This window comes from Flavobacterium sp. (assembly GCF_017744675.1).
Classification (GTDB): domain Bacteria; phylum Bacteroidota; class Bacteroidia; order Flavobacteriales; family Flavobacteriaceae; genus Flavobacterium.
Genome location: NZ_JAGIAV010000010.1, coordinates 1 through 23539, shown reverse-complemented (window position 1 = coordinate 23539; position 23539 = coordinate 1). Strand labels below are relative to the sequence as shown.

Annotated in this window: 24 protein-coding genes; 14 read left to right on the top strand and 10 right to left on the bottom strand. The window is 32.5% G+C overall.

Annotation, left to right across the window (positions count from 1 at the left end; translation table 11 throughout):
• Positions 1-232 precede the first annotated feature (232 nt).
• The 11 genes from thrS (at position 233) to J7574_RS23040 (ending at position 10258) form a co-directional block, all read left to right on the top strand.
• Positions 233-2179 (top strand): threonine--tRNA ligase, encoded by a 1947-nt coding sequence (thrS, locus tag J7574_RS23090; RefSeq protein WP_290974701.1) that lies wholly within the window; start codon positions 233-235, stop codon positions 2177-2179.
• A 22-nt stretch (positions 2180-2201) separates the two neighbouring features.
• Positions 2202-2750, top strand: coding sequence for a translation initiation factor IF-3 (gene infC, locus J7574_RS23085; protein ID WP_204251675.1), 549 nt, complete (start codon positions 2202-2204; stop codon positions 2748-2750).
• Positions 2751-2847: 97 nt separating this feature from the next.
• Complete coding sequence (gene rpmI, locus J7574_RS23080; protein ID WP_008464950.1) at positions 2848-3045, top strand: 50S ribosomal protein L35; 198 nt, start codon at positions 2848-2850, stop codon at positions 3043-3045.
• Positions 3046-3145: 100 nt separating this feature from the next.
• Positions 3146-3490 carry a 50S ribosomal protein L20 gene (gene rplT / locus J7574_RS23075; protein ID WP_008464948.1) on the top strand — a complete coding sequence of 115 codons (345 nt, stop codon included), beginning with the start codon at positions 3146-3148 and terminating at the stop codon, positions 3488-3490.
• A gap of 143 nt (positions 3491-3633) precedes the next feature.
• On the top strand, positions 3634-4206 hold the full coding sequence (locus J7574_RS23070; RefSeq protein ID WP_290974693.1) for a Crp/Fnr family transcriptional regulator: 573 nt from the start codon (positions 3634-3636) through the stop codon (positions 4204-4206).
• Positions 4207-4285: 79 nt separating this feature from the next.
• Complete coding sequence (locus J7574_RS23065; RefSeq protein WP_290974690.1) at positions 4286-4720, top strand: carboxymuconolactone decarboxylase family protein; 435 nt, start codon at positions 4286-4288, stop codon at positions 4718-4720.
• Positions 4721-5133: 413 nt separating this feature from the next.
• Complete coding sequence (locus J7574_RS23060; protein ID WP_290974688.1) at positions 5134-6612, top strand: ATP-binding protein; 1479 nt, start codon at positions 5134-5136, stop codon at positions 6610-6612.
• Between the two features lie 65 nt (positions 6613-6677).
• Positions 6678-8399 (top strand): tetratricopeptide repeat protein, encoded by a 1722-nt coding sequence (locus J7574_RS23055; protein ID WP_290974685.1) that lies wholly within the window; start codon positions 6678-6680, stop codon positions 8397-8399.
• Positions 8400-8406: 7 nt separating this feature from the next.
• Complete coding sequence (locus tag J7574_RS23050; protein ID WP_290974682.1) at positions 8407-9075, top strand: response regulator; 669 nt, start codon at positions 8407-8409, stop codon at positions 9073-9075.
• A 144-nt stretch (positions 9076-9219) separates the two neighbouring features.
• Positions 9220-9387, top strand: a complete 168-nt coding sequence (locus J7574_RS23045) for a hypothetical protein (protein WP_290974680.1) — start codon at positions 9220-9222, stop codon at positions 9385-9387.
• 67 nt (positions 9388-9454) lie between these two features.
• The gene (locus J7574_RS23040; protein ID WP_290974677.1) at positions 9455-10258 is read left to right on the top strand and encodes an endonuclease/exonuclease/phosphatase family protein; all 804 of its coding nucleotides are present in this window, start codon (positions 9455-9457) and stop codon (positions 10256-10258) included.
• A gap of 1 nt (position 10259) precedes the next feature.
• On the opposite strand, the gene J7574_RS23035 is transcribed toward J7574_RS23040, so the two are convergent.
• From J7574_RS23035 to tgt, 10 genes are all read right to left on the bottom strand, one after another.
• On the bottom strand, positions 10260-11519 hold the full coding sequence (locus J7574_RS23035) for an asparagine synthetase B (RefSeq protein ID WP_290974674.1): 1260 nt from the start codon (positions 11517-11519) through the stop codon (positions 10260-10262).
• Between the two features lie 343 nt (positions 11520-11862).
• Complete coding sequence (locus J7574_RS23030) at positions 11863-12528, bottom strand: response regulator transcription factor (protein ID WP_290974671.1); 666 nt, start codon at positions 12526-12528, stop codon at positions 11863-11865.
• A gap of 116 nt (positions 12529-12644) precedes the next feature.
• A complete protein-coding gene (locus J7574_RS23025; RefSeq protein ID WP_290974668.1) occupies positions 12645-13436 on the bottom strand; it encodes an ATP-binding protein in 792 nt (263 codons plus the stop codon).
• A 25-nt stretch (positions 13437-13461) separates the two neighbouring features.
• Positions 13462-14097, bottom strand: coding sequence for a hypothetical protein (locus tag J7574_RS23020; RefSeq protein ID WP_290974666.1), 636 nt, complete (start codon positions 14095-14097; stop codon positions 13462-13464).
• A 15-nt stretch (positions 14098-14112) separates the two neighbouring features.
• Positions 14113-14463 (bottom strand): hypothetical protein, encoded by a 351-nt coding sequence (locus J7574_RS23015; RefSeq protein ID WP_290974664.1) that lies wholly within the window; start codon positions 14461-14463, stop codon positions 14113-14115.
• 134 nt (positions 14464-14597) lie between these two features.
• Positions 14598-16142 (bottom strand): replicative DNA helicase, encoded by a 1545-nt coding sequence (gene dnaB / locus J7574_RS23010; RefSeq protein WP_290974661.1) that lies wholly within the window; start codon positions 16140-16142, stop codon positions 14598-14600.
• Positions 16143-16283: 141 nt separating this feature from the next.
• Positions 16284-17237 (bottom strand): acetyl-CoA carboxylase carboxyltransferase subunit alpha, encoded by a 954-nt coding sequence (locus J7574_RS23005; RefSeq protein WP_290974659.1) that lies wholly within the window; start codon positions 17235-17237, stop codon positions 16284-16286.
• 112 nt (positions 17238-17349) lie between these two features.
• Positions 17350-18240: a DMT family transporter gene (locus J7574_RS23000; protein WP_290974656.1), complete on the bottom strand. Its 891-nt coding sequence runs from the start codon at positions 18238-18240 to the stop codon at positions 17350-17352.
• On the bottom strand, positions 18227-19315 hold the full coding sequence (locus J7574_RS22995) for an LptF/LptG family permease (protein WP_290974654.1): 1089 nt from the start codon (positions 19313-19315) through the stop codon (positions 18227-18229). Before J7574_RS22995 ends, J7574_RS23000 begins: the two co-directional genes overlap by 14 nt.
• 86 nt (positions 19316-19401) lie before the next feature.
• Complete coding sequence (gene tgt, locus J7574_RS22990) at positions 19402-20532, bottom strand: tRNA guanosine(34) transglycosylase Tgt (protein WP_290974651.1); 1131 nt, start codon at positions 20530-20532, stop codon at positions 19402-19404.
• Positions 20533-20953: 421 nt separating this feature from the next.
• Between tgt and J7574_RS22985 the strand changes: the two genes are divergently transcribed.
• From J7574_RS22985 to J7574_RS22975, 3 genes are all read left to right on the top strand, one after another.
• A complete protein-coding gene (locus J7574_RS22985; RefSeq protein WP_290974648.1) occupies positions 20954-21256 on the top strand; it encodes a hypothetical protein in 303 nt (100 codons plus the stop codon).
• Between the two features lie 254 nt (positions 21257-21510).
• Complete coding sequence (locus tag J7574_RS22980; protein ID WP_290974644.1) at positions 21511-22362, top strand: transketolase; 852 nt, start codon at positions 21511-21513, stop codon at positions 22360-22362.
• A gap of 73 nt (positions 22363-22435) precedes the next feature.
• The gene (locus J7574_RS22975) at positions 22436-23389 is read left to right on the top strand and encodes a transketolase C-terminal domain-containing protein (RefSeq protein WP_290974642.1); all 954 of its coding nucleotides are present in this window, start codon (positions 22436-22438) and stop codon (positions 23387-23389) included.
• The last annotated feature ends 150 nt before the right edge of the window (positions 23390-23539 follow it).

Genomic DNA, 23539 nt, shown 5'->3' with positions numbered 1-23539 from the left:
TTTTGAAAACCTGTCGGGTTTCGCAAGTCAAATATGATTTCAAAAATCATTATTCCGTTTCTTGGCGCTCGGCCTGGAATTCTATAACTTATATATAATGGTAACGAAAGAGAGCCATACTTAAATAATACAAAACAAAAACGTTTACTCATATATAATAAAGTAAACTTGTACATATATATTGTATGTATTTTTGTAATCATGTATATTTGCATTCACAAAATTATAAACAATGATCAAGATTACTTTACCCGATGGGTCAATTAGAGAGTTCGCTCAAGGCGTAACTCCAATGGAGGTCGCTAAAAACATTAGCGAAGGTTTTGCTAGAAACGTGATTTCTGCATCTTTTAATGGTACAACTATTGAAACCGAAACTCCATTGACGACCGATGGTAATCTTATTTTATATACTTGGAATGATGCTGAAGGCAAAAAAGCTTTTTGGCACTCGACTTCGCACGTAATGGCTCAAGCTCTTGAGGAATTGTACCCAGGAATTAAACTAACTCTTGGACCTGCGATTGCTAATGGCTTCTATTATGATGTAGATTTTGGAGATCAGAAAATTTCTGAGGCTGACTTCAAAAAGATTGAAGATCGCATTCTTGAGATTGCAAGAGGAAAATTCGATTTTAAAATGCGCCCTGTTTCTAAAGCAGAAGCATTAGAGATGTATAAAGACAATGTTTACAAGACTGAATTGATTTCTAATCTTGAAGACGGAACTATTACTTTCTGCGATCATGCTACTTTTACTGATTTATGCCGTGGTGGACATATTCCGAATACTGGAATTATCAAGGCTGTAAAGATTATGAGCGTTGCCGGTGCTTACTGGAGAGGTGATGAGAAAAACAAACAGTTGACTCGCGTTTACGGAACTTCTTTCCCTAAACAAAAAGATTTAACTGAATATCTTGAACTTCTTGAAGAAGCAAAACGTCGTGATCACCGTAAATTAGGAAAAGAACTTGAATTGTTTGCTTTCTCGCAAAAGGTTGGTCAAGGTTTGCCATTATGGCTGCCTAAAGGAGCTGCCTTGAGAGATCGTTTAGAGCAATTCTTAAAAAGAGCACAAAAGAAAGCGGGTTACGAGCAAGTTGTTAGCCCTCATATTGGTCAAAAAGAACTTTATGTAACTTCTGGCCACTATGCTAAATACGGAGCAGATAGTTTCCAACCAATACATACTCCTGCAGAAGGAGAAGAGTTTTTATTGAAACCAATGAACTGCCCTCACCACTGTGAGATTTACAATGTAAGACCTTGGTCATATAAAGACTTACCTAAGCGTTATGCTGAATTTGGTACTGTTTATAGATATGAGCAGTCTGGAGAATTACATGGCTTAACTCGCGTAAGAGGATTTACTCAAGATGACGCGCATATTTTCTGTACTCCAGAGCAATTAGATGAGGAATTCAAAAAAGTAATTGACCTTGTATTATATGTATTCGGCTCTTTAGGTTTTGAAAACTTTACCGCTCAGATTTCATTGAGAGATCAGGAAGACAGAGAGAAATATATTGGAACTGATGAAAATTGGGAGAAAGCCGAAAATGCTATTATCAATGCAGCAAAAGACAAAGGTCTTAATACTGTTGTAGAATATGGTGAAGCAGCATTTTATGGTCCGAAATTAGATTTCATGGTAAAAGATGCTCTGGGAAGACAATGGCAATTAGGAACTATCCAAGTTGATTACAACTTACCTGAGCGTTTTGAATTGACTTATAAAGGTGCTGATAATGAATTACATCGCCCTGTTATGATTCACAGAGCTCCTTTTGGATCTATGGAACGTTTTATAGCAATTTTACTAGAGCATACTGCAGGAAATTTCCCACTTTGGCTTATGCCTGAGCAGGCTATTATCTTGTCTTTGAGCGAGAAATACGAAAATTATGCTAAAAAAGTTTTAGATTTGCTAGAAAATCACGAAATTCGCGCCCTAATTGACAACCGAAATGAAACTATCGGTAAGAAAATTAGAGATGCAGAAATGCAGAAAATTCCATTTATGCTTATCGTTGGTGAGGAAGAAGAGAAAAACGGTACGATTTCTATTCGTCGTCATGGACAAGAAGGAAAAGGTAATATCACCGTTTCGATCGAAGAGTTTGCTTCGATTGTAGACGAAGAAATAAAAAAGACATTAAAAGTATTTACAGTTTAACTTAAATTAGAAAGTCATAGCAATAAAAAGTAACAGAGGTTTTCAACCTCGCGTAGAAAAAAAAGATGCACACAGAATAAACAATCTTATTCGTGTTCCAGAAGTACGTCTTGTAGGGGAAAACATTGAACCTGGGGTTTTTAAAATAGCTGATGCGTTACGTTTAGCTGACCAGCTTGAGCTGGATTTGGTTGAAATTTCGCCAAACGCTGAACCACCGGTTTGTAAAATTATGGACTACAAGAAATTTGTTTACGAACAAAAGAAAAGAGATAAGGCTTTGAAAGCTAAATCTTCTCAAGTTGTTGTAAAGGAAATTCGATTTGGTCCTCAAACTGACGAGCATGATTATGAATTTAAAAGAAAGAATGCTGAGAAATTCTTGAAAGAGGGAGCAAAATTAAAAGCTTTCGTTTTCTTTAAAGGACGTTCTATCATTTATAAAGATCAAGGTCAGATTCTATTATTACGTCTTGCTCAGGATTTAGAGGAACACGGTAAAGTTGAAGCTATGCCTGTTTTGGAAGGGAAGAGAATGATTATGTTCATTGCTCCTAAGAAGAAAAAATAGTCTCAGTTTGCAGTTTCAGTATTCAGTTTGAAACCTGAAACTGTAAACTTGAAGCAAAAATATAAGTAAGTAAGAATAAATTAAAACACTAGGAAAAATGCCTAAAATGAAAACAAAATCTAGCGCTAAGAAACGTTTTAAAGTTACTGGCTCTGGAAAGATTAAAAGAAAGCATGCTTTTAAAAGTCACATCTTGACTAAAAAATCTAAAAAACGTAAATTAGCTTTGACTCACTCAGCGCTAGTTCACCAAACAGATATGAGAAGCATTAAACAACAATTAAGAATTATCTAATAATTCTTTAGGTTAAAAAATTATTTATATAACCTTGGAGTATGGCTTTAAGTTCCTTTGATTCAATTCAGGACGCCTGCTACAAAAAAACATTAAAATTATGCCAAGATCGGTAAATTCAGTTGCTAAAAGAGCAAGAAGAAAAAAAATAATGAAGCAAGCCAAAGGTTTCTTTGGAAGACGTAAAAACGTTTGGACAGTTGCTAAGAATGCAGTAGAGAAAGCGATGAGCTACGCTTACCGCGATAGAAAACAAAACAAAAGAAATTTCCGTTCATTATGGATTCAACGTATCAACGCTGGAGCTAGATTAGAAGGAATGTCTTATTCTCAATTCATGGGAAAAGTTAAAGCTAACGGAATCGAATTGAACCGTAAAGTTCTTGCAGATTTAGCTATGAATCACCCAGAAGCTTTCAAAGCTATTCTTAATAAAGTAAAATAAAACGTTTTATAAACTCAATTTAAGATTACTTACTTATTATAAAAAAACCATCTGCCGCGGCAGATGGTTTTTTGTTTTTACTGCGATTCTTAATGAAGTGACCACATAATAAATTACATTTGCTAAAAGTAACTTTCTTAGAAATGGAAAACGCACTTATACATCATATTCAAAAGTTTATCAATCTCGAACTTTCTGAGATCGATTTATTAGAGTCCTGTCTAAGTCTATCAAAAATCAAGAAAAAAGAGCATGTGCTGCAAGAAGGACAAGTATGCAATACAATGTATTTTATTGTAAAAGGATGTGTACGCCAATACATCATCAATTCTAAAGGGGTTGAGCAAACTTTACAATTTGGAATTGAAGACTGGTGGATAACTGATTATTTGAGTTACCACAATCATATACCTTCTCACTTTTATATACAAGCTGTTGAAACTAGCGATGTAATTGCTATGGAAAAATCAGTTCTAGATTCTCTTTTAATTCAAATCCCTAAACTGGAAAAATATTTTAGAATCGTAGCACAAAAAGGCTTTGGCGCTGCACAAATGCGAATCAAATACTTATTTACAATGTCGGCAGAAGAACGATATCATCATTTTAACGATCATTTTCCAGAATTTGTACAGCGAGTTCCTCAATATATGCTTGCCTCCTATTTAGATTTTTCAGCCGAATTTATGAGTAAAATTAGAGCTGGAAAAGTCTAATCTTTATTTCTTGAAGTAGTTCAAGTTTTTGAGAGCATACATTACTAACCTTTGTATTGAACTTTTAAAACATATAAAAATGAACTCAAGAATTGTTATCCCACAAGTTGCCCCAGAAGCATATCAAGCCATGTTGGGCTTAGAAAAATATATTGACTCAACATCATTATCTCCAGTACATAAAGAATTAATTAAAATTAGAGCCTCTCAAGTAAACGGTTGCGCTTATTGTATCAAAATGCATACTACTGATGCTCGAAAACTTGGAGTAAGCGAACAACACATTTATTTACTTAACGCTTGGTGTGAAGCTGATTTTTATACTGAGGAAGAGAAAGCAATATTTGCTTTGACAGAAGAAATAACATTAATAAGCAATCACGTTTCTGAAGAAACCTATCAAAATGCGGCAAAACTATTTGACGAAAAGTATCTAGCAGAAATCATTATGGCAATCATTACTATTAATGCTTGGAATAGAATTGGAATTGCAACAGGTATGCGTGCAGAATAATTTATAAGGATTAAATTTACAACATTTTTACCACTACAGACCCTTCTACAAGAGGGTCTTTTTTTATTCATCTGAAAATCAGCGCGTGAATTTTCTTTTTTTTCAGATTTTGCAAAAACAGGTATTTATACGCTTTCATAGGAACTTAGATTTTTTATTTTTGGCGCATGATATCAAAAAGAATACCCATATTTACCTTTTTAACAACTCTTTTACTGACGTTTTTTTCCTGTCAAAAGCAAAATATTATCAGTTCTAAAAAAACAAAAAGCCATACTGAAACTCTCAAATTAATTAGAAAAGCAGACAATTTTCATAATAACCTCCATAATACAGATAGCGCCTTTTTTTATTACAATAAAGCACGAACAAATTGCAATCCTCAAGAAGATGCTAAAAACTATGTTTATTGCATGTATTACATGTCCGAAATTCAGCAAGACCATGAAGATTTTATTGGAAGTATTTCTACTGCATCAGAAACAATCCCTTATTTAAATAAAATAAAAGATCCAAATTATGTATGGAATATCTATAGTGTGCTAGGAAGAAACTATTATTACACTTATGACTACCCAACTGCTATTTACTATTATTCTAAAGCATTTACCTTAAAAACGGACCAGATAAATAAACTGGAAGCAAAAAATAACATAGCGGTAATTTATATTAAACAACACCAGTACAATAAGGCGCTTCGATTATTTTTATCAATAAGCAAGGAAAAAATTGTACAGCAAAATCCAATTTATCATTCAAAAATACTAGATTATATTGGCATTTGTTATTCCAAACTAAAGAATACGAAAGCTTTGGCCTTTTTTCAGAAGAGCATACAAATAAACTCTGAAGCAAAACATAAAGATGGTTTAGGCAAAACATATTATAATCTTGCTCAATATTACCACAACAATAAGTCTTTATCGATGATGTATGCCAAATTAAGCTACAAAAACTACACATTATCTGACAATACAAATAATCGTTTACTGGCTTTAAAATTTATTATAGAAAACACTAATTCTGCTGCAGAAGCAAAAGAAAAAGCCCTTCTCTACATAAAAGTGAGTCAGGACATTTATTCCTTCAGACAAAAAGCAAAAAATCAATTTGCAAAAATGAAATATGATTCTAAAAGGGAAAAAGAAGAAAACTTAAAATTAAAGGCTCAAAGAATCAAAAACGAACTTCAATTAGAAAAACAGGAAAGCAAAAATATTATTTCATATATCATAATTATATTAGCATCATGCTTGATTGTATTTGTTTATTACTTTTTAACTGCACGAAATAATCGTCAAAAAATTGAAGCAACTTATCAAAGCGAAACTAGAATTTCAAAAAAACTGCATGACGAATTGGCTAATGACATTTATAATACCTTGGCTTTTGTTGAGAATAAAAATTTTTCTGCTGAAGAAAACCGAAATCATTTATTGAAAAAGCTAGATGATATTTATTCTCGAACAAGAGATGTGTCGAAGGAAAACAATCCAATTTTAAGTAATCAAAATTATACAATTTCACTCAAAGAGATGATTTCTGGATTTAATACGCCTAAAATAAACCTATTAATAAATGGTTTAGATGAGATTTCAGGGAATCAACTGGATGAAATTAAAAAAATATCTATTTACAGAATCATCCAAGAATTGCTCGTAAACATGAAAAAACATAGTGATGCTACTTTAGTTGCCATAACTTTTAAAGAAAGAAACAATACTATTATAATTAATTATACCGACAACGGAAAAGGAATTGGTTCAAACAAAATGGTTCACAAAAATGGTTTACATAATATTGAGAATAGAATTCAAGCCCTTAAAGGAGAGGTTGAAATTCATTCTGATTTTGGAAAAGGTTTTGAGGTTTTAATTAAATTCCCTATATAATGATTAACAACTCGTTCCGTTATTTTCAAAAAAAAATTATTCTTTTCTGTTTATTAATCATTTGTTTGATTTTAGCAACTCTTTATTTCGTAAAGTATTCTGAAACACAAAAACAACAAAAGAATCACCTTAAAGCTGATCGCTCAATTAAAATAAAAAAAACATTAGAAAAAGCTAATGCTTTTTTTAATTCAGGAAAATATGACAGTGCCTATTTTTACTTCAACAAAACGCAATTATTATGTGAGCCAAAAGAAGATTATCCAGATGAATATGTTGGTTCATTAAATTCCATAGTCGAAATCTTGCAACGATATGGTAATTATTACGAGGCAGAAACTACCCTTATAAAAGGATTTCCTTATTTAGACAAAACAACCAATATAAAGCATGCTGTTAATGCTTACACTTTTATGGCTTTTAACTATTATTACACTAATGACAATGAAAAAGCAATATTTTATCATAAAAAAGCATTAAAAAAGGCAGTCTCTACTTTCAGGAAATCAAGAATAATATCGGAAATTGCATTTATGTACATGCAACAAGGAAAATTTCAAGAGGCAGTAGATTTATTAGAACCCATAGCTAGACTCAAGATCGAAGACAAAATCACTCCTTCAAACACAGATATTCTACGCAGCGGTAAATTATATAATTTGGGGCTCTGTTACTTTTATTTAGGAAATCATAAAAAAGAAGCATTGGACTGCTTTAACGAAAGTTTGGAAATAGGCCTTACATTAAATAATGATTACGAACTAATTGGCAACTATTACGCTCTTTATCAATACTACAAAAAATACAATAATCCGGCATTAAAAAAAATTAATGCTGAAAAGGCTTATATCTGTGCGAAAAAAGCAAAATCAGTAGCAAATGAGATTACTATGTTAGGAGCTTTAATTGAAGCTGATAACGCTGAAAATTCAAAAAACCATTCTAAGATTTATTTAAGAATGGTTGACAGCCTTACTGTAAGTAGAAAAAAAGCAAAAAATCAGTTCGCAGATATTATATATAATTCACAGAAGGACAAAGACGAAAACTTAGAACTTAAAAATCTTAAAGCCGAAAATGAGTTGAAACTTCAAAGACAAAAAAATAGAAGTACAATATCGTACGTAGTGATTTCTTTCGCTCTCATCGTTTCACTTTTTATAATTTACTTCGTTACATCGAAAGGAAAAAAAGAAAAGGATGAAGCAATTTTTAAAAACGAAATGCGTATTTCTGAAAAATTACAGTTTGAACTTGAAAAAGATATTGATAAAATCGTATTATTTACAGAAAACTATGATCTAGAAAAAGAAAAAAACAAAGAAAAATTTCTATCTCATTTAAACAACATTTATTTAAAAACCAGAAATATCTCTCGAGAGAATAGCGAAATAGTTACTGATGAAAATTTTGAAAAAGCACTTAAAGAAATGATTTCTGGATATACCAACCAAAACCTAAACATAATAATAAATGGTTTACATTCTTTTTCATGGTCCAAAATTGACCGAGTGAAAAAAATTACTGTTTTCCGTGTTCTTCAGGAAATATTTGACCAGATGAAAACATTAAATAATCCTTCATTAGCAAGTATAACATTTAAAAAAGAGAAGAAAAACATTCTAATAACCTATACTGATAATGGTAACGAAATCAGTTCGAAACATGGTATTTTAGAAAAAAGACTACAAAATGTGGAAAACCGTATTAAAACAATAAAAGGAACTCTTAATTTTGACACACAATCCGAAAATGGTTTTAAAATAAGTTTCAAATTTTCAATATAAAGACAATATGTTTAAAAAAGTTTTAGTTGCCGAAGATCTAGATAGTATCAGCCTTTCAGTTGTTCAAGTACTTGAAGAGTTAAAAGTTCCCGTAATTCATCACGTAAAATATTGTGACGAAGGTTTGCTTAAAATAAAAAAAGCATTGGCAGATAATGAACCTTATGATTTGCTGATAACCGATTTGTCATTTAAATCAGATCATAGAAAAGTAAATTTAAATAGCGGCGATGAACTTATCGATGCAGTAAACAAAGTTCAACCAAAAATTAAAAAAATTGTTTTTTCTATAGAAGACAAAAGCTACAGAATTAAAACTCTTTTTAATGAATTGGGCATTAATGCATATGTCACTAAAGGACGAAATAGTATTGCTGAGCTTAGAAATGCTATTGAAAGTACATTTAATAATGAGGAAAAAATACTTTCATCAGATTTGTCATTTAATTTTAATGATAAATCACTAATTGAAATTGAATCATATGACATTTCGATTTTACAACTCTTATCTAAAGGATATATTTTAGAAAGCATTTCTAAAGAGTTTAAAGATTTATCTATTACTCCTAACGGAACAAGTAGTATCGAAAAAAGAATCAATAAATTGAAAATTTACTTTAAGGCCAATAATAATGTGCACTTAATTGCAATTGCAAAAGATTTTGGATTGGTGTAATTTTTATACTCTTTACGGTTTCCCGTAAGGATTACACTTTTTATACTGCTAAATTTGTGATAATCTATTAACTAACCAATGAAACCAAAAAATAAAGTTAGTATAATAATCTCTAGAGTTAATACTACACAAAATAAAATTATTATGAAAACAATGTTACTCTGCCTTTTTTTATCAATAAGCTTTGCTTTCATTTCTGAAAAAACGGGCTGGCTTGAAATTGATTGGAAAATAATATTTATTCCAGCATTATTGGTATTACAAATTATAATTATAGGAACGGCACTAAAAAATAGATATAAAAAACACTAATAATTTTTAAGGAAGGCTTAATTATTGCAGGAAGATGAGATTTATATCTTAGTCCATTACATTTTACATGAAAAAAAATCTCTGCCTTCTCTTATTATTAGTCACTTTTTTATCTTTCGCACAAACCAAAGTGCTATCTTGGAATATTCAGAACTTTGGAAAATCTAAATCTGAAATTGATTTAAGTTATATTGCCAAAGCAGTTTCTAATTATGATATTATTGCAATTCAAGAAGTTGTTGCTGGTAACGGAGGCGCACAAACCGTTGCAAAGCTTGCAGCACTACTTAATCAAAAAGGAAGTAAGTGGGACTATAAAATAAGCGATCCTACTTCTAGCAGCAGTTACAAAACTGAGCGATATGCTTTTATTTGGAAAACTCATAAAGCCAAATTAAAAAACAAACCTTGGCTCGAGAAAAAATTTAGTTTAGAAATTGATCGCGAGCCTTATTTTGTGACATTTGAAATTAATAAAAAGACAATTACGCTTGTCAATTTTCATGCGATAACGCAAAAGAAACAGCCCGAAACTGAAATCAAATATTTCAAATTTTTACCAAACGAATATCCTGATTTGAATCTCGTTTTCTTAGGAGATTTTAATTGTCCAGAGAAGCATTCAGTTTTTAATCCATTAAAAAAAATGGGATATTCTCCTGTGCTGAAAAATCAAAAAACTACTCTTAAACATAAATGCAAAGGCAATATTTGTCTGGCATCAGAATTTGACAATATTTTTTATAAAACATCAAATTTAAAAGTAAGCAATTTCGGAATCATTAAATTTTACGAAGATTTTGATTCTTTAAAGGATGCAAGAAAAATATCCGATCATATCCCAATCTGGTTTGAGTTTTCTCTAAACTAATCTAGGTTTTAAGTTTCTTTTTTCGAGCAGCAGGAAATAAAACATTATTCAAAATCAATCTATATCCTGGAGAATTAGGATGCAAGTCTAAAACCGTTGGAGGATCTCCAACCTGATGTTGAAAATCTTCTGGATCATGTCCGCCAAAAAAAGTAAACATTCCCTTGCCTTTTTCTCCATGAATATACCTTGACTCGCCGTTCAATTCGCATGTTCCCATAATCAAGATATTCGATTTTATCAATGAAGAATCAAATGACGTTGTCTGTCCCATAAAACCTTTCACCAATTGTGTATGATTCTGACACAACATACTCGGGATCGGATCCCATTTTGCAGAAAATTCCATTAAAGTAAAATAATCCTTCTCCATTGGAACTCGTCTTTTTGTTGTCATGTCAATATCCGAAAACTCGTAAACTTCTGGTCTTCTTTCTAAAGTAAAGTTTTTGAAGGCAAATGAATTATTATAATTTAATTTTGACTGATAATTAGATTCACTTGGATCTCCATCAAACATTGCCTCGCAAATATCTACTCCATCTGCCGCAAGTGCAATATCAAAACTATCGGTAGCAGAACACATAGCAAACATAAAACCGCCTCCAATTACAAAATCTCTAATTTTTTTTGCAACCGCTCCTTTTTCTTGAGAAACTTTCGCATAACCTAGTTTGGTTGCCAGGGCTTCGGCATCTCTTTTTTGGTCTATGTACCAGGGAGTATTTTTATAAGCGGCATAAAATTTTCCGTATTGTCCAGTAAAATCTTCATGATGCAGGTGAAGCCAATCGTACATTAATAATTGATCGCTTAATACTTCTTCATCATAAATTGGAGTAAAAGGAATTTCTGCATAAGTTAAAACCAAAGTTACTGCATCATCCCACGGTTGTTTTCCTTTTGGAGTATAAACGGCAATTTTAGGAGCTTTTTCTAAAATTACAGCTTCCATATTTTGAGAAGGACTCGAAATTTCGTTTAATATTGATGCCTGTTCACTATCTGAAATTACTTCAAAACTTACTCCTCTAATTTTACATTCTTTCCTAATCTCATCAGCATCAGGAAGTAAAAAAGAACCTCCTCGGTAATTTAAAAGCCAGCTTGCTTTGTAATCTCTACTTAAACACCAATACGTAATTCCATATGCTTTTAAATGATTTTGCTGCGTTGTCTCGTCCATCGGAAGCAAAATAAAGGAAGCTCTTACATTAAATGTAACCAGTAATATAAAAATATAGAATAAACTCTTATTCATCAGAAAATTATTTTAGTAAAGATATAAAAGCCGTCAGCAAAAAAAGAACACTAGGAATCTTTTCTAGTCTAAAAGAATGTTAAATATAAAAACCCGGAAAAAAAAGTGATTTTAAAACAAACCAAAACAGGTAAAAACACGTATAATTAAGAAGAATATTCTCAATACATTTGCTATCCCAAGTTCACGAAGCTAATCGCTGTAAAAAATAACCACTATGAAGTTTAATGAAAGTAATAACCAGCAAAAGGGTCTGAATATGATTCAGAAAATAGGTTTATGTGTCCTTGTAATCACAATTATACTATATTACGTATTGTCGATTCAATTCTTGACAGCATAATTAGATTGTTAAAACTGCCAATTCATTTTGAATAGCGTATACAACCAAACCAGCAATATTACGCGATTCTGTTTTAAGCAATAAGTTATTTCTATGTCCTTCTATTGTTCGTGGACTTAAAAAAAGACGTTCTGCAATTTCAGCTGTGGTTTTCTGCTGACAAATTAATTGCAGGATTTCGATTTCACGAGGAGAAAGAAAATTAGTCTCTAGACCTACTCTCGTATTTTTAGGAGAAACTATTGTCTCTTGAATTGTTTTTAGGACATTTTCGTTGTAATAAAATCCTTTTTTTGCTACCTCATTTATGGTATGTATTAAATCTTTTGGAGTAGTATTTTTAATTAAGTAAGCTACGGCTCCAACTTGAATCATATTTGCAATAAAAGATTTGGTATCATAACTCGTCAATGCAATAATCTTAATATCAGGGAATAACTTTTTAATAATTTTAGTTGCTTCGACACCATTTAAGACCGGCATCTTTAAGTCCATTATTATGATATCTGGTTTAATTTCTCTTTGATCTAATTGAGAAATCAGCTCATCTCCATTTGATGCTTCAAAAATAATGTCTATATTTTGTTCTCTTTGCAGTAAAAAAGAAATTCCTTTTCTAAACAAAATTTCATCATCTACTAGAGCAATTTTAATAGCAGCATTCATCTTTATTTGATTTTGGTCGTTTAATTGGTTTATCGAAATTACAAAATATGATTTATAAAAAGTCCAAATCACCTGTTTTATTGACCAAAAACCTTAATAAAATTGTTAAATGAAGTCTAAAAAGTAAATTTTACAGCAATTCCTTTATTAATTTCAGAGTTAATTTCTATGGTTCCTTCCAAAAATGATATTCGGCTGTCAATGTTTTTCATACCAAGGCCTTTTTGATTTTCAATTTTAGAACTGTCAAAACCAATACCATTATCCTCATAATCGCAGATATTATTTTCGTCTTTACTGGTAAAAGAAATCCATATTTCTGTTGCTTTTCCATGACGTAGCGAATTGTTCATAAGCTCCTGAAGAATTCTAAAAACATGCAAATGTCTATCTATATCCTTATCGTCAAAATCAATCTCATTTATGTAATGTGTTTTTACCGATTTACTGCTCTCAAATTCTTCACATAATTCTTCTATACCTGCATTTAGCCCAAATTTCTCAAAAACTGGTGGCAATAAATTATGCGCAATTTTTCTAGAGTTCTCTAAAGCTTTTGTCGTTAAATTGATAATATTTTCTGTAATCTCAGCCGTTTCGGACTCGGTAAGATTAGGTGCAGTAAGCAAATGACTGTTTAAAGAGACAATATTTAATTTTGAACTAATATCATCATGAAGATCCTGAGCAATTCTTTTGCGTTCTTCTTCCTGTGTTATAATGATAGCGTGTAATTGCTCTTTCTGATAACGGAGTATTAAATCTATTTTTTCTAATTCCTTCTGAATGATTTTTTTTCTAGAAAAGTAAAAGAATATAATTAATGCGACTGCAACAATAATGAAAAACAAAGAGATGTACAATATTATGGCTACAAGTTCTTTTTCAGGAATATGACCTACATTCATATCTTTATTATATTAAAATTACAAACTAGCTTTGTAAACTTTCTTTTTTGTAAAAACTTTTTAGCCATTCAAATAAAATAATCAAGTAATAAACTATTAATAAAAAAGCATTTAATTGCCAGCTTAAGTATTTTAAGTCGGCGCTCAATCCTGTTGAAAGATTACCAATTAAAAATAAAACCGTGCTCGCCAACAAATAAAAAACCACCCCCATACTTATATAGTAATACTTTTTATTTTCTGTAAGCATATTATAAAAATGAAGTAGTGCAAAAACAACTATAAGCAAGGAAGTTAAAGTAATTTCGAATAAATTAAATTTTAAAAACTGACTTGAATCTATTGCAAATTGCACCAATAAGATCAATAAAGCAATTATTAATGAAGCCTTAACGAATATTTTTTGAGCTCTATTATAAAAAAGTGAATTATAAAAAAGTCCTAGTATGATCATTTGCCCGATAAAAAAAATATTTACTAGAAATAAATTATTCATCCCTAAATGGTATACCAACTCCATTGAAAACTGCAACACAGTTGAAAATGCCAGGTAGGAGACAAAAAAAACATTAGCTTTTTCCTTTTGGAAAAAGCTAAATGTATATAGAACAAGATTAATCAATAAAATCAAATAACTTGAATATATTAAAAAATCATCCATTTTTTATTTCTTTAATTAATATGGAGGACTTGGACGAGCACCATCGTACACTACTTCATCATCTCCTTCGCAACCTTCTAAACCATCTCCCGTTCCATATACATTAATCCACTTCCCTGTTTCTTTATCATATTCGGCCCCAACAAAAAGTAATGTTTTTTCTTTTTGATCATTTATACCTAAATAAGCCCAAACAGCTTCTGTTTTAAGCGCTAATACTTTTTCTAGACTTTCTCTTGGAACAAGGAAGCCTTTTACTTTGTTTTTAGAGTCTTCGACTGTGGTATCATCTTGATATCTTTTTTCCCACTCGTTTGCAGTTGCTACAGGAATCTGAATAGGCCCTGGAAAAGTTTCTTCATTCATAATTTAAATTTGTTTTTGGTTAATAATTTAAAAAAATTAATAGTTTATAATTGGTTTAGCTAAACTACTGATTTTTATTAAAAGATTAACGTCAAAACATAAAAAAAGCCTTAATAATAAGGCTTCTTAATTTTTTAAAACGGAACATCGCTGTCGTCGTCGTCGTCATTAAAATTACTTCCGAAAGCTTCATTAGCAGATGGTAAATTTTTCGTTAGGAAAGGATTATCGTCATGATTCATTTTAGAAGGTAAATCATCGTAGCCTCCTGTAAATTCTTCAAGGTTATCAAATTTACCTAAATGTCCTAAGAATTTAAGACGGATATTTTCTAGACCACCGTTACGGTGCTTGGCTATAATAAACTCTGCCTGACCTTGTGTAGAAGATGCTTCGTCATCGTCCCATTCTTCGATTTTGTAATATTCAGGACGATAAATAAACGATACGATATCGGCATCCTGCTCAATCGCTCCAGATTCACGAAGATCGGAAAGAAGCGGACGTTTACTAGATCCACGGGTTTCAACGGCACGCGATAACTGAGAAAGTGCAATAACAGGAACGTTCAACTCTTTTGCCAAAGCCTTTAAGTTTCGAGAAATAGTCGAGATCTCCTGCTCACGGTTTCCTCCTCCTTTTCCGCTTCCCCCTGCAGTCATCAACTGCAAGTAGTCAATAATAATTAATTTGATTCCGTGTTGCGAAGCCAAACGACGGCATTTTGCACGTAAATCGAATATCGAAAGCGAAGGTGTATCATCAATAAACAATGGCGCTTTTTCTAAATTTTTCACTTTAGTACTCAGCTGTTCCCATTCGTGTTTTTCTAATTTACCAGTTCTTAATTTTTCTGAAGACAATCCTGTTTCAGAAGAAATAAGTCTCGTAATCAACTGCACTGATGCCATCTCCAGAGAGAAAATCGCAACCGCATGTCCAAACTGAATACTCACGTTTCTCGCCATCGAAAGGACGAAAGCCGTTTTACCCATACCAGGACGTGCCGCAATAATAATTAAATCGGAAGGCTGCCATCCAGAAGTAACTTCATCTAACTTCTCAAATCCAGTTGCAACACCACTTAAACCTTCTTTACCTGCAATTTCTTCAATACGTTTCTTTGCCTGTAAAACTAAACTTTGAGCAGTTTCAGAACTACGTTTAATATTTCCTTGCGTTACTTCATATAGTTTAGATTCGGCTTTATCCAGCAAATCGAACACGTCTGTAGTTTCGTCATAAGATTCTTCAATAATCTCCGATGAAATTCGAATTAAACTTCTTTGAATAAATTTCTGAAGAATAATACGCGAGTGAAATTCGATATGGGCAGAAGAAGCAATTTTTTGCGTAAGCTGAATTAAATAAAAATCTCCTCCAGCCAACTCGAGCTTTCCATTTTTCTTTAATTGCGTAGAAACCGTCAGCAAATCGATTGGCTGCGTTTCTGTAAAAAGCTGCAAAATGGCTTCAAAAATATGTTTGTGTGCGTCTTTGTAAAAAGCGTCTGGCTGTAAAATATCAATTACATCATCTACCCCTTTTTTGTCAATCATCATCGCACCAAGCACAGCCTCTTCCAAGTCAATTACTTGTGGAGGAAGCTTACCTTTTTCTAGATTAATTATAGTGGTTTTATCGACCTTTACGGGATTTACATTCTTGAAATTTTCCATATAGCGAAAGTAACAAAATTTGAAAAAAAATTGTTATCTAATTATAACGATTCAGTTGTTTATAAATTTACTTTTTTTGTTGATAACCAAAAAAAAATCCGAAACCGCAGGGCTTCGGATTTTTAATCATTATATATAAATTTACTCTTTATACTCGCCCATATTACTGTATTTGTCCATTCTCTGGGCAATTAGATCGGCTGTTGATAAGTCTTTCAATTCGTTATATCCTTTTGTAATATATTCCGCTACTGTTTTAAAAGTAGTTTCTCTGTCGTAATGTGCTCCGCCAAGTGGTTCTGGAATTACATCATCAACTAATTTTTGTTTTTTCATGTCAGAAGAAGTCAGTTTTAAAGCCTCTGCTGCACGCTCTTTATATTCCCAGCTTTTCCATAAAATAGAAGAGCAAGATTCTGGAGAAATTACAGAGTACCAAGTGTTTTCTAACATGTAAACACGGTCTCCAACACCAATTCCTAAAGCTCCACCAGAAGCACCTTCACCTACGATAATTGTAATGATTGGCACTTGCAAACGGACCATTTCGAAGATATTTCTAGCAATAGCTTCTCCTTGTCCTCTTTCCTCCGCTTCAAGTCCAGGATATGCACCGGGAGTATCTACCAAAGTAAGAACTGGAATTCCAAATTTCTCTGCCATTTTCATCAAACGTAAAGCTTTACGGTATCCTTCTGGATTTGCCATACCAAAATTACGGTATTGACGTGTTTTGGTATTAAAGCCTTTTTGCTGACCGATAATCATAAACGACTGTCCGTTTATTTTACCAAGACCACCAACCATTGCTTTATCATCTTTAAAACCTCTATCTCCGTGAAGTTCTAAGAAAGTATCTCCGCAAATTGCTTTGATATAGTCTAAAGTATAAGGTCTATTTGGATGTCTTGACAATTGTACCCTCTGCCAAGCCGTAAGGTTTTTGTATATATCTTTCTTAGTTTGCTCTAATTTCTTGTTGATTTCCTTGCACGTTGGCGTTACGTCAACGTCAGATTCTTTTCCAATAATAACACACTTTTCTAACTGTTCCTCAAGTTCTTTAATTGGAAGCTCAAAATCTAAATATTCCATGGATTTTTGAATTTTGTTTTTAAATCGAACCGCAAATATAAAAATATTATATCATTGGCGAAGTTAATTGTTATTTAAAGTATAAAAATGCATTTTAAAAATAAGTAAACTATTACAAGTTCTTTTTCTTGTTCTGATAATGTTTGAATACACCATTTAGAATAACTGTTATGATGATTATAACGGCGCCAATATAAAACTCTACACTCATTTTTTCTTTTCCTCCCAAGATAAAATAGGCCAAAACTATCCCGTAAACTGGTTCTAGATTAGTAGTTAGCATTACAGTATAAGGTGTTAGCCTTTGCATTACTTTTACGGAAGCTGTAAAAGCGTAAGCTGTACAGATTGAAGCCAAAATCAATAACAAAATCCAGTTATTTAAAGACAACTTGAAGAAATCTGCAGTGAATTTTCCTTGAAATAAAAAATAAATCGTGATAAAGAAAACGCCTGCTCCAAATTCGTAAAATGTAATCACTGAAGGTTCGTGATCTGAAATTAGTTTTCCATTCATTAAGGTAAACAAAACTCCTAATATGATGGCTGCCAAAGCGTAATAAACTCCTGTAAGATATTTTATTTCCACTTGAAGAATTAATCCTAAACCAGCAATAATGACAAGTCCGAAGAAAACCTCGTACCAAAGCACTTTTCTTCCATAAAATAATGGTTCTAATAAGGATGCAAAAAATGCTCCCAAAGAAAATATGGAAAGCGTAATTGAAACGTTGGATACGTGAATTGCTTTAAAGAAGAAAATCCAATGCAGCGCAATCAATAATCCAACAAATATTAATTTAAAAAATTCTTTTATCGGGACTTGAAAAGATTGTTTTTTAACAGCAATAAATCCGCCGAGAAAAATCATGGCAAGCAACATTCTATACCAAACCAGATTATCAGCATCAATTGTTATTAAAGCACCTAAAATAGCTGTAAAACCCCAGATAAAGACAATTAAGTGAAGATTTAAATAACTTTTTAGATTATCGTTTCGCATTACGTAATAAGTAAACTGCCAAAATTCCAAAAACAATATTTGGAAACCAAACAGCCAATAAAGGTGAGAATGTAGATTTTTCGGCCAGTGTACCGAAGATTTTATCAAAGAATACAAATGAAAACGCGATCGCAATTCCAATAGCAAGATTCATTCCCATTCCTCCACGTCGTTTCATAGAAGAAACGGCAACGGCAATAATCGTTAAAATAAATGCCGACACAGGAATACTATATTTTTTATAAAGAACGACTAAATAGGTATTAATGTTTCCTGAACCTCTTTTTCTCTCTTTTTCGATAAAATCAATCAATTTGCCCAAAGGCAGCGTTTCGGCAATATAAACTACAGGTGTTAAATCGGCCAATTCAAACTTAAAAGCAACATTTTTTTCAGGAGATTTTTCAATTACATCATTCAGTTCTCCTACTGTTCTTTTAGTATAATCGTATAAAATATAAACTTTCTTTTTAGGATCCCATTTTATACGGCTTGCTGAAATTTTATAAGTTAATTTTTCTTTTTCAAAATGCTCCAATGTAAAGTTGAATGCTGTCTTAGATTCTTCATTAAAACTATTTACAAAAATAAAATCGTTATCATTTAACTGTCTGTAAACATTGGTGCTTTCGCCACGCATTTCTGCCTTTCCATTTCCTTTCAGATAGGTATACCTAAAATTGTTAAATCCTTCACTAGCAGCAGGAACAATAAAGAAACCCATGATCAATACAAAAACCGAAACAATACTTGCCCCAATAATGTATGGTCTTAAAAATCTTGTAAATGAAATTCCTGAACTTAAAATTGCAATAATCTCAGTGTTATTGGCCAATTTTGAAGTAAACCAGATTACGGATAAAAATAAAAAGATAGGAAATAAGGAGTTTGCAAAATACACCGTAAAATTGTAATAGTAAATTGCAATCTGTGTAAATGGCACCTTATTTTCTAACATTTTATTCACCTTTTCTGAAACATCTATTACAATTCCAATCGGAATAAATAATAAGATCATCACCGAGAAAGTGGCTAAATATCTTTTTAAAATATACTTATCTATTATCGTCAGCATATATTTTTGTTTCAAGTTTCAGGTTTCAGGTTACAAGTTATACTGAGAAAACTTGTAACCTGAAACCTGAAACAATTTTAAACTTTTTAAAGTCTTTGGCTCATGTTTTTTACCATCATTTCTTTCCATGGTCTAAAATCGCCCGCTAAGATATGTTTTCTAGCTTCACGAACCAACCACATATAAAAACCAAGATTATGAATGGTTGCAATTTGTTTTCCTACATATTCGTTTGCAGCAAACAAGTGGCGTAAATAAGCTTTTGTATATTCTGTATCTACAAAAGTATGTCCCATTTCGTCAATTGGAGAAAAATCTGCTTCCCACTTCTTGTTCTTAATATTAATTGTCCCATTTGCTGTAAACAACATTCCGTTTCTTGCATTACGAGTTGGCATAACACAGTCAAACATATCAATACCTAAAGCAATGTTTTCTAAAATATTAATTGGAGTTCCAACTCCCATTAAGTAACGAGGCTTGTCTTCTGGAAGAATTTCGCAAACTACTTCAGTCATAGCGTACATTTCTTCTGCTGGTTCACCAACAGAAAGTCCGCCAATTGCATTTCCTTGCTGACCAGCATTTGCAATATACTCTGCCGACTGGCGACGAAGATCTTTATAAGTACTTCCTTGAACAATCGGGAAAAACGTTTGCTCGTAACCGTATTTATATGGAACTTTTTCTAAATGATTAATACAACGATCCAACCAACGGTGCGTCATATGCATCGAGCGTTGCGCATAACGGTAATCGCAAGGATAAGGTGTACACTCATCAAAAGCCATGATAATATCAGCACCAATTGTACGCTGAATTTCCATTACATTTTCTGGTGTAAAAAAGTGGTAAGAACCGTCAATATGCGATTTAAACTTTACCCCTTCTTCCTTAATTTTTCTGTTTGAAGAAAGAGAATACACTTGATATCCTCCAGAATCGGTCAAAATATTACGATCCCAATTCATAAATTTATGCAATCCGCCAGCTTTTTCTAAAATTTCAGTTTGCGGACGTAAATATAAATGATAAGTGTTTCCAAGAATAATATCTGGATTAATCTCTTCTTTAAGCTCACGCTGATGTACTCCTTTTACAGAAGCGACAGTACCAACTGGCATAAAAATAGGAGTCTCTATAACTCCGTGATCTGTAGTAATACTACCCGCTCTTGCTTTAGACTGCGGATCTTGTTGTAATAAATCAAACTTCATAAATTCGTTTTTCTCCCGACCGTTCGGGACGGCAAAGATAGTTTAATTTCAGGAAATTTTATTAATTAGAAAATTTGTCAACTAGAAATTTAGATAATGTTTTCTTAATTTTTTGATTCTATGTTTTCGGAATTTGGATTTTCACATTTGAATTTAATCTATTTGGGCGTTACCCGCCGCGGCGGGTCGGGCTATCCGCTATATCTTTTGCTCAAGAACATTCATTTTTAATTTAATAAGAAAAATGTATCGCAAAAGGATGCCGCTTCTATCCCTAACGCAAACAGCCTACCGTATTTCAACTTTAGAACAAAATTGAATGTAAAAACTACAATATCAGCACGATAAAATATAATAGCATGCCGTTTTTATTTCGTAATTTTAAATAAGCAAACAGTGTTACAACTAAAAATTTAAAATCATGATAAACTCTGAAGAAAAATTAGATCAGATTAAGGACGATCAGATTGAAAAAAATCTTGAAAATATGGATTATCCAGCAAATGAAGACATTTACAATCAAGACAACAAACTAGAAGATATAGATCCTGAAGAAATTTCAGGCGAACGTATTATTAATCAGAACAATCACGAATGGAAACAAAACAGTGATAAAATCGGTAATGATCTAGACATTCCTGGTGCTGAACTAGACGACGAGCAAGAAGACATAGGATCTGAAGATGAAGAAAACAATTATTACAGTCAAGGTGATACAGAATAAATCTATTAACAAATTTATAACCTTGCCTAAAGCATAAAAATCTTGCATAACGCAAGATTTTTTTAATTACTTAATTTAAAATTGTAAAAAACACACTTGTAAAAGTTCAAAAGGCAAAACAGCTGTTATATTTTTCTGCTTAATGTAAAAAAAACAGCAAAATTTAACAATTGCTATAAAACTAAAGCAAAAAATCATTTGTCTCCCCGCAAAATAACGTTTACTTTTGCTTCAGTTTAACTTTTACATATAAAATGAAGCCTAACACACAACAATTAAGCGATTTAACGATCCAAGTAAGAAGAGATATTCTTAGAATGGTACATGCTGTAAACTCTGGGCACCCAGGTGGTTCTTTAGGTTGTACTGAATTTTTGGTTACACTATATCAAAGTATCATGGACCGCAAGGAAGGTTTTGATATGGACGGAATTGGAGAGGATATCTTTTTCCTTTCAAATGGTCACATCTCACCAGTATTCTATAGCGTCCTAGCTCGTAGCGGTTATTTTCCAATCTCAGAACTTGCTACTTTTAGATTATTAAACTCTCGTTTACAAGGACACCCAACAACTCACGAAGGTTTACCTGGAGTGCGTATGGCTTCTGGCTCTTTAGGACAAGGTTTATCTGTGGCTTTGGGTGCTGCTCAAGCCAAAAAATTAAACGGAGACAACCATTTAGTTTATACTTTGCACGGAGACGGAGAATTGCAAGAAGGTCAAAACTGGGAAGCTATTATGTATGCTTCCGCTAAAAAAGTAGACAACCTTATCGCTACAGTTGATGTTAACGGAAAACAAATTGACGGTACAACTGACGAAGTTTTGGCAATGGGAAGCCTACGCGCAAAATTTGAAGCTTTTGGCTGGGATGTTTTAGAAATCGCAGAAGGAAACAACATTGATGCTATCATTGCTGGTTATGCTGATGCTAAATCAAGAACAGGAAAAGGAAAACCAGTTTGCGTTTTATTACACACAGAAATGGGTAATGGTGTAGATTTCATGATGCACACTCACGCTTGGCACGGTAAAGCTCCAAATGATGAGCAATTGGCAAATGCATTGGCTCAAAACTACTCTAAAGATCAAGTTGATTATTAAAAAAAGCTTTACGCTTTAAGCTATAAGCTGTACGCTTATTGCTTACTGCCTATTGCACACAGCAAAAATAGAAATGAAAAAATATACAAATACAGGAAGTAAAGATACTCGTTCTGGTTTTGGAGCGGGAATGACAGAATTAGGTCAAAAAAACGAAAATGTGGTTGCATTATGTGCTGACTTAATCGGATCATTAAAATTTGACGAATTCAAGAAAAATCACCCAGAGCGTTTTTTCCAAATTGGTATTGCTGAGGCAAACATGATCGGAATCGCTGCAGGTTTAACTATTGGAGGGAAAATTCCTTTTACAGGAACTTTCGCTAACTTCTCTACTGGTAGAGTTTATGACCAAATTCGTCAATCTGTTGCTTACTCAGATAAAAACGTAAAAATTTGTGCTTCTCACGCTGGTTTAACTTTAGGAGAAGACGGAGCAACGCACCAAATTTTAGAAGATATTGGTTTAATGAAAATGTTGCCTGGTATGACTGTAATCAATACTTGCGATTACAACCAGACTAAAGCTGCAACTTTAGCATTAGCTGACCACCATGGTCCAGCATACTTACGTTTCGGACGTCCGGTTGTACCTAACTTCACTCCTGCTGACGAACCTTTCGTAATTGGAAAAGCAATTATGTTAAACGAAGGAACAGATGTTACTATTATTGCAACAGGACACTTAGTTTGGGAAGCTCTTATTGCTGCCGAAGCTCTTGAAGCAAAAGGAATTTCAGCTGAAGTAATCAACATCCACACTATTAAACCTCTTGACGAAGAAGCAATTTTAAAATCTGTTGCTAAAACTAGATGCGTAGTTACTGCAGAAGAGCACAACTACCTTGGAGGTCTTGGAGAAAGCGTTTCTGGAGTATTAGCTTTAAACAACCCAACTCCACAAGAATTTGTAGCTGTTAAAGATAGTTTTGGAGAATCTGGAACTCCAGAGCAATTAATGGAAAAATACAAACTAAACAATCAAGCAATTGTTGAAGCTGTAGAAAGAGTTATCAAAAGAAAATAATTTAAGTTTTCTTACTTATAAAAAAACCTCGGAATTTACATTCCGAGGTTTTTTATTGCTCGATATTTTAATAATCTAATCACCAGTAGCTTTTTATTAGTTCAAAAATATATCAATATCATCAGAAACCGAACACAATATCATTAAAAA